Raw genomic sequence first — 17,212 nt, forward strand, 5'->3', positions numbered from 1 at the left:
TTATACACTTTTTTAATCTGTCAAGCAAGATGATTGACAGCCAAGCTCTACCTTGATATACTTTAAGACATATGAATCAATACCTTAATATAATACAAATCATCACAGCCGTTCTTTTAACAGCGGCTATTTTGCTTCAAGCCAAGGGCACGGGGCTTTCCGGAGTCTTTGGCGGCGAAGGCAACATCTTCAGAACCAAACGCGGCATGGAAAAAATACTTTTCTACGCTACTGTTGTCTTGGCAATTTTATTTTTTGCTACCGCGCTTGCCAATGTCTATTTCTCTAAGTAACAAAAAGCGGAACTATTAAATCTGCTCATGTGACTTATCTTACAAGCCTTAAAAATTGGATTAAAAAAGGATACAAAAGAATCCAAACTTGGCGACAAAACCTGCTCCTGGCTCACAAAAAAATAGACCAGAGATTGGTTTTAGGTTTAGGTAATACCAAAAAATTTCCCTCTCTCAAACAACTTGGATTGCTCAATAAATTTTTAACCAAAAAAGAACGCCGCATTATTGGCTTACTTTCTTTTTTAATGGTTTTTTCTTTAGTTATTTTTTTGGCCGAAACTTATCTGCAACGTCGTGTAGTAGAACCAGCCAATGGCGGAGAATATGTTGAAGGAGAAGTGGGTTACCCCAACGCCATTAATCCTCTTTTTAGTTCTATTAATCCGGTAGATGCCGATTTAAGCCGTTTAATTTATGCCGGACTTTTTAAATACGACAAAACCCTAAATTTAGTTCCGGATTTAGCCGAAGGCTATACTTTAGATAAAACCGGAAAAATTTTTACTGTCAAAATGCGCTCCGGGATGCGCTGGCAGGATGGTGAACCCATAACGATTGATGATGTCGCTTTTACCATCAATTCCATTCAAAGCGCGGAAACCCAATCCCCTCTTTGGGTCAGCTTTCAAGATGTAATTTTCACCAAAATTGACGATACCGCCTTTACTTTAGAACTTCCTCAGCCATTTGCGCCTTTTTTAAATCTACTGACTACGGGAATTTTACCCGAACATCTTTGGCAGGAAATACCGGCCAAAAACATGCGCTTCAGTTCCTTGAATCTTAAACCGATCGGCGCCGGTCCTTTTATGTTTGAATCTTTTGCCAAAGATTCCAAAGGCAATATTAAATCTTACACTTTAAAACCCAACCCTAATTATCAATTAACCAAACCTTATCTTAATCAATTTACTTTTAAATTTTTTAATGACGAAGCGAGTGCTTTAGATGCTTTAAAAAACCACCAAATTAATGGCTTAAGCTTTCTTTCCGCCTCGCAAAAAGAAAAAAACAGCCGCAAAACCTTGACAGTTCATTCTTTACGCCTGCCCTACTATACCGCTCTCTTCTTAAATCAAAGAAGTAATCAACTTTTACATAATCAAAATTTAAGAGATGCCTTAGAATTAGGCATTGATAAAAATCAGCTGACAACGGTAAGTCTAAAAGGAGAAGGACTGGCTGTCAACGGACCCATTTTGCCCAACCAAATTGGTTTTACTCAAGACTTTAAAGTTAATTACAATTTAGATTCGGCCAAAAAAAAATTGGATGACGATAAATGGATAAAAATCAGCCGAGATGAATTTATTGAGAAGAGAAAAAAAGAATTATACCAGGCTTGGTTAGATGACAGAAAGGCCAAACAAACAGCAGACAATGGCGGCAAACCCAAGAAACTAACCGCCGAAGAAGAAGCAACGCAAAAAAAAGAAGCCGATGCATATTTAAATAAAATAACAGAAGAATTAAACAAAACCGATCAACAGCAAAAATTCTTTCGTCAAAAAAATGGTTATGGTTTATCAATTAAAATTACCACTATTAACCAACAGGAATTTATAGAAACCGCCAATCTAATTAAAGAAAACTGGCAAGATTTGGGTGCGGAAGTGACAGTAAATACCTTAAGCAACGAAGAAATAAAAGACGTTATTAAAAACCGTCGCTATGAAGTTTTGCTTTACAGCGTCATCTCTGGGGCCGATCCTGATCCCTTTCCTTTTTGGCATTCCAGTCAAACTAATTCCCCTGGATTAAATTTGTCCGGCTTTGCCAACCGCCAAGCCGATACCGCACTGGAAACAGCGCGCGAAAGTTATGATCTGCCAACCAGAATTAAGGCCTATTATACCTTCCAAAAACTGGTAGCTCAAGAAAAACCGGCTATCTTCCTTTACACTTCCAGTTATCTTTACCCTCAAGATACCAGCTTAAAAGGATTTAATCAGTATCGTATTTTTGAGCCAGCGGATAGATTTAATGATGTCTCCTCTTGGTACTTGCGTACCAAAAACAAGTGGCAATGGTAAAATAATCGGCTTGTTGCCAAAAGCGTATTTTGTACTTTGACCAAGACAGTTCATAAAAGCCGCGGTGGCGAAATGGCAGACGCACTAGCTTCAGGTGCTAGCGACCGCAAGGTCATGAGGGTTCAAGTCCCTCCCGCGGCACCAAAAAAAATTAAAACAAGCCCTTCTCTAAAGATCGGCTTTTTTATTTTCTTTATTTCTTGATAAAATGAGTCTGTGGTTAAAAACGCTTGTCCAACAAAATTATGCCCAAAATCTTTAAACAACCATTACTCTACCTTGCTCTTGGCATTATCATTTATATTGCTGTTTTTTTCTATTTGTCACTTTTCAAATACAACAATTTCCTCTACAACATGGAGGATCTTTCTATTTTTACCAACACAGTCCACAATACCAGCTTGGGTCAATGGTTCTTTTTTTCTTCTCACGGAGGCTATTCCTATCTGGGCGATCATTTGGAATTAATTTTGCTTTTAATTGTTCCTTTTTATCTATTTTTTAAATCCGCTCTCACCCTGCTTTTTTTCCAAACCTTTCTTATCGGCTTAAGTGCTTGGCCCCTATACCTAATCGCGCAGAAAATTTTAGCCCAAAAACCAGCCTCTTTAAAGAATGCCCCATCCTTAATCATTGCTTTTTCCTTTCTCTTAAACCCTTATTTGCAAAATATCAATTTGGAAGAATTTCACATCGCTCCTTTTTTAATTTTCTTTTTTTGCTGGACTTTTTATTTTTATCTTAAAAAAAATTATTGGCTTTTTGGACTTTTTTTTCTTTTAACTTTGATAACCCGCGAAGACGCCTCCCTAACTTTGGGCGCCCTTTCCTTAATCGCTCTGTGGGAGCACAAAAAAAATCTTTGGCCGCAAAAAAAATGGTGGCTTTACCCCATGCTTTTATCCGGCGGCTGGTTTTTATTATCGCTTTTTATTGTGGGCCATTTTAATCCCGACAGCGGCTACCGCTATCTTTTGCTTTACAATATCTCTTGGAACAACCCCCTAAGTTGGCTAACAAAATTTTTGGCTTGGCAAAATTTAATTATTCCCTTGGGTTTTTTGTTGCCCTGTCTTTTTTTGCCACTACTGCAGCCCAAATATCTTTTTTTGGCTCTGCCAACTTTTTTGCAAGTAAGCTTAATTAGCGGCGACAACACTTCTTTGGTTTTCTATACCCATTACCAAACTTTTTTAATCCTGCCTATTTTTTTGGCTTTAGCCAGTTCCCTGAATTATTTATTTACTCGCCCCAATTCTCAAAAATATCTTTGGCTCATTGGGGCTCTATTAATCTTCTCTCCACTTTACATCAGCGCTTTTATGGGCCCTTTGAATTTTTTAACACTTCAACAAAATCATCTTGATAATTTAGAAGATAAAAAAGCCGATCAAAAAATGATTGAAAAAATCACGGCTTTGTCTGAAATAAAAAAAGACGGGAAAAAACAAACCCCGGTTGCCCTTTCTGCTCCTTACAGATTTGCTCCGCGTCTTTCTTCTCGTCCTTTGGCTTACCTTAATAAACTCACTTTCTTGGGCAAAGGGCACCTTTCTACTAAAGATTTTATTTTACCTCCGGTGGATTATTTACTGATTGACTCGGCCGACATGATTGAATATTATCTTCATTTTACCAATCGCGCTCGTTTTTCTTCACAGTACTGGGATGGCTACAAAAGAACGAACAAGGCTTTAAGACAACAAGAGCTTAATCCTTTGGAGCGCACTGATTCTTTAATTTTATTTGGCAAAAAAACGCCCGCCGCCCCTCAGCCTTGGCAGATTTTAACAGCTATCCCAACAGAAATAAATTTGTTAAATAAAAACTTTGGATTAATTACTTTGCTGGGTACGCAAAAACTACCGCAAACACAAACAGATTACCGACAGTTAAATCTTTTTTTCACCACCCAAGAAAAAATATCCGATGATTATTTTTTATCTTTTACCGCCCTAAATAAAAGCGGGCAAAAACTTTGGAAAAAAATTTATCCTCCGGCTTATGGTTTGCACCCCACCCACGCTTGGCAGCCTCAAGAAATTATTAAATTAAATCAATGGCTGCCAATCATTCCTAATATGGCCTATTTAAAAATGGAACTTTTGAAAATAAAAGGAGACATTGAACTTGGCTCCTTAAATGACACCAGGCTAATTATTGATGAGGAAACTGTTTTGGGACAAGTGATAATCAAAAATTAAAAAACCCTGGCAATCATACAGACCACCAGGGTAAGAACAAGAACCGCGCTGTTACGACTTGAAGCCGACCCCTTGGCCAGCGACGATGCGCGTGGCCTGCTCCTCCGTGAAGCCGGCCTTGACCATGGCGTCGTAGGCCTTTTTCGTGGCGCGCGCCAGCACCTCGAACAGCTCATCGCTCTCCACGACCTCCTTCAATACCTCCAACAAGTCCTCCACCATAACCAGGCCCTCCTATCGGTTGACACTGCCTCATTATGAGGCAGTCAAAAAATTGTATCATTTTCAAAATATTTTGTCAAGCCAAACTTGACAAAATAACTAAACTATGCTATACTCTATTTTAGAGGTTGAATGAAGCCTTAAAAATGTTTTATACGTTTTTAATCTCTATTTAATCTCTTAAAGATTGTTTTAGCTATAAAACAGCCTTGATTGCCACTAAGAGCAATTATTTATTTTGCATCATTTTAAAGCAAAATGAGGGCCCTTTTATCTAAAATGATCGCCTCATTTTTTATATTTATGATTTCTCATAACTCTAATCCGGCTCATTCCCCAGCACAAAAAAGAATGCACAAAGGTCCTCCCACTCATAAGGTGCCTATTTTTAATACTTCTTTTATCAAAAAAAAGATAGCTTCAACTATTAGCACCACAGGGGATGACCATCCTAAATTAAAAATCTACGCCCTAGGCGGTTTAGAAGAAGTGGGCCGCAATATGACTGTTTTTGAATGTGGCGAAGACATCGTCCTGATAGATATGGGTTTGCAATTTCCCGAGGAAGATATGCCGGGCATTGATTACATCATTCCCAATATTTCTTGTCTGCAAGGCAAAGAGAAGAATATCCGCGGCATTATCATTACTCACGGTCACTATGACCATATCGGGGCCATTCCTCATCTTTTGGGACGGCTGGGCAACCCTATTATTTACACCGCTCCTATGACCGCCGGCGTTATTAGAAAACGCCAAGAAGATTTTAGGGACTCTCCTCCACCACGTGTTATTTTGGTTAATGATAATACCAAAGTTCCTTTAGGCAGACATTTTATTTTTGAACCATTTCACTGCAACCACAATATCTTTGATGCTTTTGGCGTGGCTTTAACCACCCCTTACGGCGTGGTTTTGGACACTGGAGATTTTAAGTTTGATTACTCCCCTGTTAACGAAGAGCCGGCCGATTTAAACCGCATCGCCATGTTTGGCACGCGCAATGTTTTGGCCTTGCTCTCCGATTCTACCAATGCCGAAAGCCCGGGTTATCAAATCTCGGAAAAAGTAGTGGGAGATGAACTAGAAAAAATTGTTGCTCACGCCCCCGGACGTGTAATCATGGGCACTTTTTCTTCTCTGTTAACTCGTGCCCAACAAATTTTAAGCATCGCGGAAAAATATGACCGCAAAGTTTTAATTGAAGGACGCAGCATGAAAAATAATGTCCAATTGGCTCACGAGCTTGGTTATTTAAAATTTAAAACCGGTACGATAATTGAAGACACGGAATTTAGAAAATATCCCGACAACAAGCTTATTGTAGTTTGTACCGGCGCCCAAGGCGAAAAGAATGCTGTCTTAATGCGCATTGCCAACAACGAACACCGTTTTATTCAACTTAAAGTCAATGATACCGTGGTCTTTTCCTCTTCAGTTATTCCTGGCAACGAACGCACCGTACAAAGTCTAAAAGATGTAATTGTGCGTCATGGCGCCAAAGTAATTCATTATCAAATGATGGACGTCCACGCCGGCGGACATGCCAAACAAGAAGATTTAAAGTTAATGATGCGCTTAACTCGTCCCCGCTATTTTATACCGGTCCACGGCAACCGCTTTTTATTGCAAGCTCATGCGGATTTGGCCGCTGGTGTAGGCATCCCCAAAGAAAGAATTTTTGTGGCTGATAATGGACAGATAATGGAATTTTCCGCGCACGGCGGAACCTTAACCGATCAATACGTGCCGACCGATTATGTTATGATTGACGGACTTGGTGATGGCGATACTTCCCAAATTGTTTTGCGCGATCGCCGCCAACTTTCTGAAGAAGGAATGTTTGTGATTATTGCTACAATTGAAAAGAAAACCGGACACTTGGTAGGCAACCCCGATATTATCTCCCGCGGCTTTGTTTATCTAAAAGAAAACAAAGAACTGATAGAAAAAACCAGAATGCGGGCTAAAAAACTTTTAAAAGATACCGATCCCAAGGCTCCGGCTTTTGAAGATTACATTAAAAACAAAATTAGGAATGACATTGGGCAATTTCTTTATTCTCAAACTAAAAAACGACCCATGGTTTTGCCGGTAATCATAGAAGTTTAATCGATTTTAAAACGCCCCTTGCGGGGCGTTTTTGCTAAACTAAGCTGTAAGCCGAATTTTGTCCCCCCTTGCGGGGTAACGGCCATCTCTCTGGGCTAGGCATCACTGCCAAGCTCAAGCTTTCGAATATGAAGTTGCACCAGGTAGGGTTTTCCACCGCGCCAAGTTGCCTTGGCGTAAGAGGCGTAGCAGAGACGTTGTTTAAACCTTTAGAGTTTAAACCACGACACACCGCCTCACTTTTCACCTTTCACTGCCTTGTGGCAGTTAGTATTGTCTCTGTGGCACTGATCCGTCAGGCGAGTTTATTCCAAGTTGCCTTGGGTTATCCCGCCAAATTGCCCACCCGTTAGGTGGTACCACGACGCGTTTACACGCGGGTGTTCGGACTTTCCTCCCTTTTTACAGGGCGGCCGTCCACTTAATTTAGCAGATTAAATATACCATATTTAAGAATATTTGTCAACTGTTGACTCTGAGCTAAAATAAAGGTAAAATAAACTAAACTCTACTAAATAAATTATGAAAAAAACTGCCATCATTTTAACTACTATTTCTTTACCTCTGGATTTTCTAATGCTTACGGCCGCCGGTGTCTCGGCCTATTTTTTGCGTTTTAATACTTTTTTTACCAAAATTAAACCTGTTATTTTTAACTTATCTTTTGAAGACTATTTACCAGTCATGTTTTCTGTAGCCGCTTTTTGGATTGTTCTTTTTATCTTAGCCGGACTTTACGGCACCAAACCAACCCGCAGGCTCGCCAGCGAACTTTCCCGCGTAGTCTTCGCCTGCTCCACAGGACTCGCCGCTATTACCATTTACATTTTTTTTCAACAAGAATTTTTCAACTCTCGTTTTATTGTTTTGGCCGGCTGGGCACTGGCTATAATTTTTGTCAGTTTGGGACGCGTTATTTTAAAAATCATTAAAAATATTCTTTTCCGCGCCGGTATTGGCGTTAAAAAAATTGTCATTATCGGAGCGGGACGCGTCAGTGACATTCTTTTTGAAACCTTAAAACAGCGTCGCGGTTTTGGCCTTTCTGTGGTAGGGCATTATCCTAATTTTAGTTTAGAATCAGCACCGGAATTAAAAGAAATGATCGCTAAAAAACAACTGGATGAAATTCTTTTTTGCAATTCCAAAAGCAGTGAACAAGAAGCCTTGGCGGTTTTAAATTTTTGTGAAGAAAACCATTTGGATTTTAAATATTCCGCCGATCTCTTTTCCACTTATCTCGCCAACACTTCTATTTATGCCATCGGCGGCGTACCCATTGTAGAAGCTCATAAAACCAATCTACAAGCTTGGGGCAGGGTAATTAAAAGATTGTTGGATATTTTTTTATCTTTTATTTTTATCATCATCGCCAGCCCTTTGTTAATTGTTTTTTCCTTAGCAACACTAACAGAAAGCAGGAGGCCTGTTATTTATAAAAATGAACGGGTCGGAGAGGCGGGTAAAAAATTTTTTACTTTAAAGTTTCGTTCCATGTATCAAAAATATTGCATCGGACCGCAATTTAAAAATCAAGCCGAGGCTTTAAATTTTGAACAAAAATTGATTGCCCAGCAAAATACCAAAACCGGGCCGGTTTATAAAATTAAAAATGATCCTCGTATCACCAAAGTCGGCAAACTGATGCGCCGGCTAAGCATTGACGAACTGCCCCAATTATTTAATGTTTTGAAAGGGGAAATGAGCTTAGTAGGTCCGCGTCCGCATCAGCCGCGCGAAGTGGAAAAATATGCAAAAAATCAACGCAAGGTTTTAAATATCAAACCGGGCATAACCGGGCTAGCCCAAATTTCCGGCCGCAGTGATTTGGAATTTGAAGAAGAAGTAAAATTAGACACTCTATATTTAGAACACTGGTCATTATTGCTTGATTTAATTATTTTAATAAAGACACCTTTTATTCTTCTTAAATCCAGAAAAGCCTTATAATTTATGAAGGTTGCTTTAGTTCATGATTATCTATCTCAAGACGGAGGAGCAGAAAGAGTTTTAAAAGCCCTGCAGGAATTGTATCCGGAGGCTCCTACTTTTGTTTTGTTTTATGATAAAACTAAATTGCCCGAACATTTTTTTAAACAAGAGGTTCGTCCCAGTTTTATTCACTTTCTTCCTTTTGCCAAAAATCATTATCGCTGGTATTTGTCTTTAATGCCCTTGGCCACCGAAAGGCATAATTTAAAAGATTTTGATGTGGTAATCTCCTCTACCTCGGCTTTTGCCAAAGGCATCATCACTAATCCGGAAACCCTGCATCTTTCTTACTGCCACACACCAACCCGCTATCTTTGGACTGACACCCACAGCTATATAGAAGAAATGCACACTAATTTTTTAGTTAAGGCTCTCTTGCCACCACTCATTTCTCGTTTGCGCATGTGGGACAGAATGAGCGCGGAGAGAGTGGATCACTTTTGGGCCAATTCAGAAAATGTCAGAAGGCGTATTCAAAAATTTTATAAACGCGATGCCGAGGTTATTTATCCGCCGGTAGATACTCACCTTTTTAAAATTTCAGAAAATGTTGAAAATTATTTTTTAACCGGCGGAAGATTAGTTCCCTACAAACATTTTGATTTAACTATTAAAGTTTTCAATCGTTTGGGCTGGCCTTTAAAAATTTTTGGTGCTGGACCAGAAGAAAAAAAACTTAAAAGTTTGGCTAGATCTAACATTGAATTTTTGGGCCCGATAAAAGATGAAAAAAAAATCGAACTGTATGCTAACGCACAGGCATTTATTCATCCTCAAGCGGAAGATTTTGGCATCACGGCAGTGGAAGCCATGTCCGCCGGACGCCCGGTAATTGCTTTTGCCCAAGGGGGAGCCTTAGAAACGGTTATACCTAACTCCACCGGCCTGCTTTTTGCCGAACAGTCTTGGGAGTCGCTTTTAGAAACTCTTTTAAAATTTGATTCTTCCGCTTTTAATCCGCCAGTTATCAAAGAATTTGCAGAAAATTTTAGTTTGGAAAATTTTAAAAATAAAGTGACGGAAAGCGTGCGCGGACGTTTTGAAGATTTTCAAAAAGGCTACCAACAACTGCCGTTGAAGATTTAAAATAATTATACTTCTGTCCGGTAATTCACAAAGAAAAGTCATTTTTATCAATCTATGAACATTGGCATCGATGCCAGATTTTATTCTGAAGCAGGCGGCCTTGGCCGTTATGTAAAAGAGCTTATAAAAGAACTGGAAAAACAGGATTCCGGCAATTTTTATCATATTTTTCTCAATCAGGAAGGATTTAAAGAATATAATCCAATCAACCCCTATTTTAAAAAAATCTTAGCCGATGTTAAATGGTACACCTTGGCGGAACAGATAAAAATGAAAAAAATAATTGCGGCGCAACCAATAGACTTGATGCATTTTCCTCATTGGAATATTCCTTTTTTCTACCGCCGCCCTTTTGTTATCACCATTCATGATTTAATTCTTTTAAAATTTCCCTCCCGCCGGGCTTCTACTTTAGGACCTTTAAAATATTGGATTAAAAATCTTGCTTACCGTTTAATTTTAAAACACGCCATACGATCTTCTAAAAAAATTTTTGCCCCTTCCAATTTTGTTAAAGAAGATATTTTAAATAATTTTAAAGTCCCGGCAAAAAAAATAATTATCACCCACGAGGGATTGACGGTTCTCCCCCCTCCTAATCCGGACACCGCCGCCGCAATTCTCCAAAAATTTTCTCTCCAAAAACCGTATTTTCTTTATGTCGGAGTAAGTTATCCTCATAAAAATTTGGAAAAATTAATTTTGGGTTTTAAAAAATTTCAAGAACAAGAAAAAAAATCTCAATTGGTTTTGGTCGGCAAAAAAAATTACTTTTATGAAAAATTAGAAAAATTCTCCGAGCAAAATAAGGTGCCTAATGTAATTTTTACGGATTTTGTAACTAATGATGAATTAGCCACTCTGTATCAAAACGCTAAGGCCTATGTTTTTCCCAGTCTTTGTGAAGGTTTTGGCTTACCTCCCTTGGAAGCCATGTCGTTTAATCTGCCAATAGCTTCCTCCAACACCTCTTGTTTGCCGGAAATCTTAGGCAATGCCGCCTTATATTTTAACCCCGTCTCTTCTGCCGACATAACCGAAGCCTTAAAAAGGCTGACAACGGATGAAAAACTACGCCAAAAATTAATCTCTGCCGGGCAAGAGAGAATCAAGTTCTTTTCCTGGCAAAATTGTGCACAACTTACCTTACAAGAATACTTAAAATAATGTATAATAGTAGTATTAAGGAAACATTATTTTAAGCCCATGCCGAGGAGAGAAAAAAACCCAGAAATCCAATCCCGGGATTTAGGTTTTACTCACAAATTCATTCCGATTTTTTTTAATCAAGAGGAAAAAAATTCCCCTTATGTTTTAGATTTGCCTCAAAAACTCACCCCCCCGTCTTCGGCACCTTGGCAGCCAACCCAACTGGACAAAATTTTAAGCAATCCCTTAGCAGAAATTGATAAAATTAAAATTCCGGAAAAATTTTCCCCGACTCCCAAAATTAAATTGGATTTTAAACCTTTTGCAGAATCACGCTGGCAAAAAATTAAAGACGAATTATCTTTTTCTTGGCCTCATTTTTCTGCCCCGGCTCTTAAAATTCAGCCTAAAAAAGCAAAGCTCATTTTGCCAATAGCCTCTTCACCAGTTAAATTAAAAAATTCAAAAACTTCTAAAAATTACAAAGCTTATTTTCCTTTAGTTTTACCTAACTGGCAAAAAGCCGCTTTAAGTTTTACAGCTATGGCTTTACTTTTTGTTTTGCCTGTTAAAGCCTTCTCCGCCTATTACCAACTTCGTGATTCCCAAGAAAACATTATTACCGCCGGCACAGAGGCTTTTCAGGATTTAAAAGACGGGGAAACAGCCTTACAAAATGGAAATTTACCCGAGGCCGCTAGTAAGTTGCAAAGCGCTCTGGATTCTTTTGCTTTGGCTCAAAACAAACTTAACGAAATCAATCCTGTTTGGAGAAGCTTGCTTTATTTAACCCCCAAAATTGGCAACAAATTAAAAAACGGTGAAGAGTTAATGCTGGCCGGAACCAATTTAACCATGGGTTCCCTGCCTATTCTTTATCTCTTAAACAATAAAAATAATTCACCAATTTCTTTGCAAAATATTAAAGAAACTCTAGATAAAATTGCTCCGCGTTTTGCCAAAACTAAACAAAATTTAATGGCAATTGACCCTGATTTTTTGCCGGAAGAAAATCAAACAGCCTTTTTAAAAATCCGCGAAGCTATTTTTGCCCTTAACAACGATTTACAAAAAATTTCTTCACTCTCTAACAGTCTTTTGGCGGCGGCCGGCACAAATACAGAAAAAACTTATCTATTAATTTTCCAAAATAATAATGAAATTCGCCCTACCGGTGGTTTTATTGGCAGTTTTGCCGAGATTAAGATAAAAAATGGTCAAATTGTTAAATTAGACATCCCCAGCCAAGGATCTTATGCTCTTCAAGGAAATCAAGTAGCCGAAGTCTTACCGCCTATCCCCTTACAACTGCTCCAACCTCGTTGGGAGTTTCGTGATGCTAATTGGTTTCCGGATTTTCCCACCTCGGCCAAAAAACTGATGTGGTTTTATGAAAAAAGCGGAGGCCCTACGGTTGACGGCGTAATTGCTTTAGACACCGTGCCTTTTATTGATCTTATTAAAATAATTGGAGCGATAGAAATGCCTAAATACAATTTAACTATCAATCCAAATAATGTTATAGAAACTGTTCAACAACAGGTAGAAATGGATTATGATAAAGAAAAAAACGCGCCTAAAGAAATTTTAGGTGATTTAGCTCCTTTAATTTTAGAAAAACTTTTTAGCGATAAAAACAATCTCCTACCTCTGCTCTCTTCAATCAATAAAAATCTAGCCCAAAAACATATCCAATTTTATTTCACTAATCCGGTGCTGGAAAAAGAAATTCTGGCGCAAAATTGGGGCGGGGAAATTAAAACCGGCACAGGAGATTATCTAGCGGTTATTTCTGCCAACATCGGCGGAGATAAAAGCGACAAAGTTATAGAACAACAGGTTAATCACCAATCCCAAATTTTAGAAGATGGCAGTATTATAGATACGGTGACAATAACCAGGAAACATCCGGGTAGCGAGAGTTTCTTTTCTCAATCCAAAAATAATGACTATCTGCGTTTTTATGTCCCCGCCGGCAGTCAACTTTTGTCAGCGGAGGGTTTTAACTGGCCGGATGAATCCACTTATCGCATTCCGGAAAAATGGTACAAACTAGACGAGGATTTACAAAAAATTGAACAAAACAAGACGGTTGATATTAAAACCGGTACCATTACCACCCAAGAATTTGGAAAAACTGTCTTTGCCAATTGGCTAGTAATTAAACCCCTGGAAACCGTGACGGCCAAAATTATTTATCTTTTACCCTTTAAAGTTAAGGTGCCCACAACGCAAAAGAACTTGGGTACGGTTTTGGCTAATTTTTTCAAACAAAATAAAAACTATTCATCATATTCTTTGTTGGTGCAAAAACAAGCAGGCACAAATTTTGATGCTTTCTCTACCAAAATTGAATGGCCCAAAGAATGGAATATCCTTTGGACTAATCAGGAAGTTAGCACCGAAGGCAACCAAGCGGTTCTTTCAACCAATTTGATTGAAGACAATTTCTTGGGTTTAGTTTTTGAAAACTAAATTTTATTTTTATGCCCAGAAAAATAAAAAAAACCGATCCCCTTTTGAATCCGGATAATACAGAGCCGGAATTTTTTTCAGAAAAAGTAAGAGAGATAACCCAACCCAAACCCAGAATCAGAAAAAATGGAGATTTTACAAAACAAATCGCCAGTATTTATGAAAATGCCTCGCCTCAAATGGTAGCTCTTAAGAAAAAAAACAAGGGAGGTAAATTTATATTTTTAACCATTCTGTTTTTAGCTTTTCTAACAGCTATTTCTTGGGCCGGCTTCTTTTTATTTGGACAAGGTCCTAATTTTTCCGAAGATAAAATAGCCATCTCCATAAAAAATGAAACCCCCCTCCAATTTGGCCAAGAAATTATTTACGATGTGGAAATAAACAACTCCAGCCGCGCACCTTTGAACGATGGTCTTTTGACGATGCGCTATCCTAATAATTTTAAATTTATTTCCGCCGACCCTTCCCCCCACAACAATGACGACAAAGAATGGGATACCGGGACTTTGGCTCCGGGGAAAAAATTTTTAGTTAAAATAAAAGGCCTAATTTATGATTCAACCACAGCAGAAATTAGCTGGCAAGCTCTTTTAAATTACAAACCGGGTGATTTAAGCGCGGAATTTCAAAAAATAAATATTTTAAAACAAAAAATAGAACCTTTCGCTGTTGATTTAAAATTAACAGCCCCTCCTACCGCTGAAACAGGGACTTCTTTGCCTTTTACAATTTCCCTAGAGAATAAGAGTGAAAAAACCTTGGAAAACCTGCAAATATCCTTGATTCTTCCTTCGGGATTTAGAAACTTAACCGTCCCTAACAATACTTGGTTAATCAACAAATTCCCCGTTTCTTCTTCCACCTCTTTTACCGCTTTGCTTTTGCCAACTGCCGAAGCACAAGCTGGACAGCAAAACATTGCGGCGCGTTTAAGCCTTAAAAATGAAACCTCTTATTTTGAGCAACAATCCACTGCCCAGACAATAAATTTAAATAAATCGGATTTACTTTTAAAGATAACAGCAAATAATAAAGAAGAAAAACAAAACATAAATTTTGGAGACAGCCTCACCTTTAATGTTGCTTATGAAAATTCCGGAACGGTTGAATTTAAAAATGCCACTGTGCGCCTGATTCTGGACACCCCTTCAACAGACAACAAAAGTTTATTTGATTGGAATACCATTAAAGACAAATACGATGGCAATATCACCGCTGAACAAATTTCACCACAAATTCGCCGCGCTGTTATTACTTGGACAAAAAAACAAATTCCTGAACTGGCTAAAATAAAACCGGGCGATAAAAAAAATTGGGAGGTTTCTTTATCGATTAAACCAAAAAATTCTTTAAATCTTTCCGGGCTGACGGAATTTAAAACCAATGTTTACGCTGAAACAACCGTCACCAAAGACAGCAACCCCCAACCAGACACCCTGCAAAGCAATAGCTTATTTCTTTTTCTTAATTCTGATTTATCTTTGTCAATGCAAACCATTGTTAAAAATACAGAAAAAGTCACTCCTTCAAAAAATACCAACTATGACAGCAAAACAACCTATACTGTTAACTGGGCGCTAGCCAACAATTTGCACGAATTAACAAATCTACAAATTACAGCCACCTTGCCGGAAAATGTAGATTGGGAAAATAATGGTAGTGCTACTGCAGGAGAAATTACTTTTGACAAAAACACCAGACAAATAACCTGGAAATTAAATCGCCTACCTATTTCCTTTCCTAAAGTTAACATTTTTTTCGATTCGGGTTTAAAATATTCTAGTAAAGATTCTAATTCTGAAAAAATATTGCTAGACAAAATACAAATAGTGGCGCAGGATAAAATTACCGGTCAAGAAATGTCTCTTTCTAAAGATCCAATCAAAATCCGTCCTTAAAATATTTCTCCTTTTAAAACAAAAGCCGACCCACAGGTCGGTTTATTTTTTTGCCCCCAAGAGGAGTCGAACCTCTATTACAAGATCCGGAATCTTGCGTCCTATCCATTGAACGATGGAGGCTTTAAAAAATTTTTCTAAGCTTTTTTATCCAGGAATAAAATAAATAACCTTTTTCTTTTAAAATTATATTATACGATTTGCCAAAATGATAAATTGTTCCGCCAAAACCAAATTTAAATCTGCTAATTCCCTCTCGTCTTATTCTATATTCAAAATCTTTTTTATCCAAAGGATTAACCCCGCCAAAATCATAATATTTAAATCCTTGAGCCTTGGCATATTTAATCGCTTCCCACTGCAATAAATAAGTCGCCATCATTTCCCTGTACTTATCGGAAGAAGCTCCGTGGATATAAGTAAAAGTGTCGCCAAAGCCAATAAAGGAACCGGCTACTAAAGGAATTTCACCAAAATAAACGATAAAAAAATAAAAATGCAGAAAATAATTATCTGAACCTAAAACCTTGGCCATCAGACCGTAATATTTTTTAGGATGGAGTTTAATTTCATCTCGCGCGCTTGTTTGTTTTAACAAAGACCAAAAATCCGCCAACTCTTTTTCTTGAATATCCTGGCCCTTAATAATTTTTACAGTGAGATTTTTTTTACCGGCCAAACGAATATTGTATCTGGTTTTCTGGTGCATGTAAGATAAAATTTCTTCTTCTCTTTTTTGTAAATCTACGAGCAAAGTAAAAGCCGGTTGAAGTGCAGAGGTAACAATTACTTTCTGGTCAATAAGAGCCGACTCCTTTTGACTTTCCAATTTACAAAACAAAGTTCCATAATTGGCCAGCTTTTCTTTAATAAATTTTGTTAAAGGGGAAATTTTATTTTTTTCTACCAAGGGACCGCGCGGCGAATACAGATAACTCATTCCCAAACCCAAATAATGCTCAAAAAACTGTGCCGCGCCAACCAACTTTTGACCATTTTTTTCTCCAATTCTCCAAGATTGGTGGCCGTAAGCCTTCTGAAATTCTCCCCATTCAAAAGACTGCAAAAACTGGGCGTGTTCTTGCCCAGCTACAAAATTATTCCACAAATTTTTATCTTCTACAAAACTAAAACCCATACTCTGCTCTATTTTCTATTTAATTCCTTTAGGGCCGCTTTTAAAATTTTAGAAACATCTTCATTTTCACCATTAACCTTATTCAAGGCCGCCCTGGCTTCCGCGGCACTGTATCCCAGACCCGTCAAGGCATCTATAACATCACCCAATTTACCACTGCTAGTTTTGCCCTCTCCCACTTCATTTTTGTCTGTCTTAATTTTTTCTTTCAACTCTACAATAATTCTTTCGGCTATTTTTTTGCCAATACCAGAAACTTTGGTTAAAAAAGTTAAATCACTGTGAACAATGGCATTTTTAATTTCTTCAATTGCTCCCAAGGCTAAAATATTTAAGGCGCTCTTTGGCCCAACTCCGTTAACCGCTACCAACATTTTTAAAAATTCCAATTCCTCCCAAGTCTCTACGCCAAAGAGCTCCTGGGCATCTTCATGCACATTAAGATAGGTATACAAAACAAGTTCTTCGCCAATCTTGGCTTTTAATAACAAAGCGGGCGACACTTTAACCTCATAACCAAGACCGCTGGCTATAAAAACCACTAGATAATTTTTTCCTTTAGCTAAAACTTTTCCCGATAAATAAGAAATCATAAATTTTTAAG

11 protein-coding genes, 2 tRNA genes and 1 other RNA gene are annotated in these 17,212 nt (G+C 38.1%); 10 read left to right on the forward strand and 4 right to left on the reverse strand.

Annotated elements, in window-relative coordinates; translation table 11 throughout:
- Positions 1–71 precede the first annotated feature (71 nt).
- The 5 genes from A2294_02870 to A2294_02890 all read left to right on the forward strand — a co-directional run bounded on the left by A2294_02870 (position 72) and on the right by A2294_02890 (position 6,867).
- Entirely contained in the window at positions 72–293 is a 222-nt protein-coding gene (locus A2294_02870) for a preprotein translocase subunit SecG (GenBank protein OGH86171.1), read from the forward strand.
- A gap of 29 nt (positions 294–322) precedes the next feature.
- On the forward strand, positions 323–2,329 hold the full coding sequence (locus A2294_02875; GenBank protein ID OGH86172.1) for a hypothetical protein: 2,007 nt from the start codon (positions 323–325) through the stop codon (positions 2,327–2,329).
- A 58-nt stretch (positions 2,330–2,387) separates the two neighbouring features.
- Positions 2,388–2,473 (forward strand) — tRNA-Leu (locus A2294_02880).
- A gap of 101 nt (positions 2,474–2,574) precedes the next feature.
- Positions 2,575–4,533, forward strand: a complete 1,959-nt coding sequence (locus A2294_02885; GenBank protein OGH86173.1) for a hypothetical protein — start codon at positions 2,575–2,577, stop codon at positions 4,531–4,533.
- A gap of 648 nt (positions 4,534–5,181) precedes the next feature.
- The gene (locus tag A2294_02890) at positions 5,182–6,867 is read left to right on the forward strand and encodes a hypothetical protein (protein ID OGH86183.1); all 1,686 of its coding nucleotides are present in this window, start codon (positions 5,182–5,184) and stop codon (positions 6,865–6,867) included.
- A gap of 31 nt (positions 6,868–6,898) precedes the next feature.
- Here A2294_02890 and rnpB read toward each other — a convergent pair.
- Positions 6,899–7,296, reverse strand: an RNA gene (gene rnpB / locus A2294_02895) — RNase P RNA component class A.
- Positions 7,297–7,389: 93 nt separating this feature from the next.
- On the opposite strand from rnpB, the gene A2294_02900 reads away from it, so the two are divergent.
- The 5 genes from A2294_02900 to A2294_02920 are packed head-to-tail and all read left to right on the forward strand — an operon-like array spanning position 7,390 to position 15,470.
- On the forward strand, positions 7,390–8,817 hold the full coding sequence (locus A2294_02900; GenBank protein ID OGH86174.1) for a hypothetical protein: 1,428 nt from the start codon (positions 7,390–7,392) through the stop codon (positions 8,815–8,817).
- A 3-nt stretch (positions 8,818–8,820) separates the two neighbouring features.
- Positions 8,821–9,945: a hypothetical protein gene (locus A2294_02905; GenBank protein ID OGH86175.1), complete on the forward strand. Its 1,125-nt coding sequence runs from the start codon at positions 8,821–8,823 to the stop codon at positions 9,943–9,945.
- 54 nt (positions 9,946–9,999) lie between these two features.
- On the forward strand, positions 10,000–11,112 hold the full coding sequence (locus tag A2294_02910; protein OGH86176.1) for a hypothetical protein: 1,113 nt from the start codon (positions 10,000–10,002) through the stop codon (positions 11,110–11,112).
- Positions 11,113–11,151: 39 nt separating this feature from the next.
- The gene (locus A2294_02915) at positions 11,152–13,569 is read left to right on the forward strand and encodes a hypothetical protein (GenBank protein ID OGH86177.1); all 2,418 of its coding nucleotides are present in this window, start codon (positions 11,152–11,154) and stop codon (positions 13,567–13,569) included.
- An 11-nt stretch (positions 13,570–13,580) separates the two neighbouring features.
- Positions 13,581–15,470, forward strand: a complete 1,890-nt coding sequence (locus A2294_02920) for a hypothetical protein (protein ID OGH86178.1) — start codon at positions 13,581–13,583, stop codon at positions 15,468–15,470.
- Between the two features lie 51 nt (positions 15,471–15,521).
- Here the strand turns inward: A2294_02920 and A2294_02925 are convergent.
- The 3 genes from A2294_02925 to A2294_02935 all read right to left on the reverse strand — a co-directional run bounded on the left by A2294_02925 (position 15,522) and on the right by A2294_02935 (position 17,201).
- Positions 15,522–15,593 (reverse strand) — tRNA-Arg (locus tag A2294_02925).
- A 1-nt stretch (position 15,594) separates the two neighbouring features.
- The gene (locus tag A2294_02930; GenBank protein OGH86179.1) at positions 15,595–16,608 is read right to left on the reverse strand and encodes a hypothetical protein; all 1,014 of its coding nucleotides are present in this window, start codon (positions 16,606–16,608) and stop codon (positions 15,595–15,597) included.
- Between the two features lie 8 nt (positions 16,609–16,616).
- On the reverse strand, positions 16,617–17,201 hold the full coding sequence (locus A2294_02935) for a Holliday junction DNA helicase RuvA (protein OGH86180.1): 585 nt from the start codon (positions 17,199–17,201) through the stop codon (positions 16,617–16,619).
- Positions 17,202–17,212 lie beyond the last annotated feature (11 nt).

The sequence above is a fragment of the Candidatus Magasanikbacteria bacterium RIFOXYB2_FULL_38_10 genome (assembly GCA_001783145.1).
GTDB lineage: Bacteria > Patescibacteriota > Patescibacteriia > Magasanikbacterales > UBA10003 > GWC2-40-17.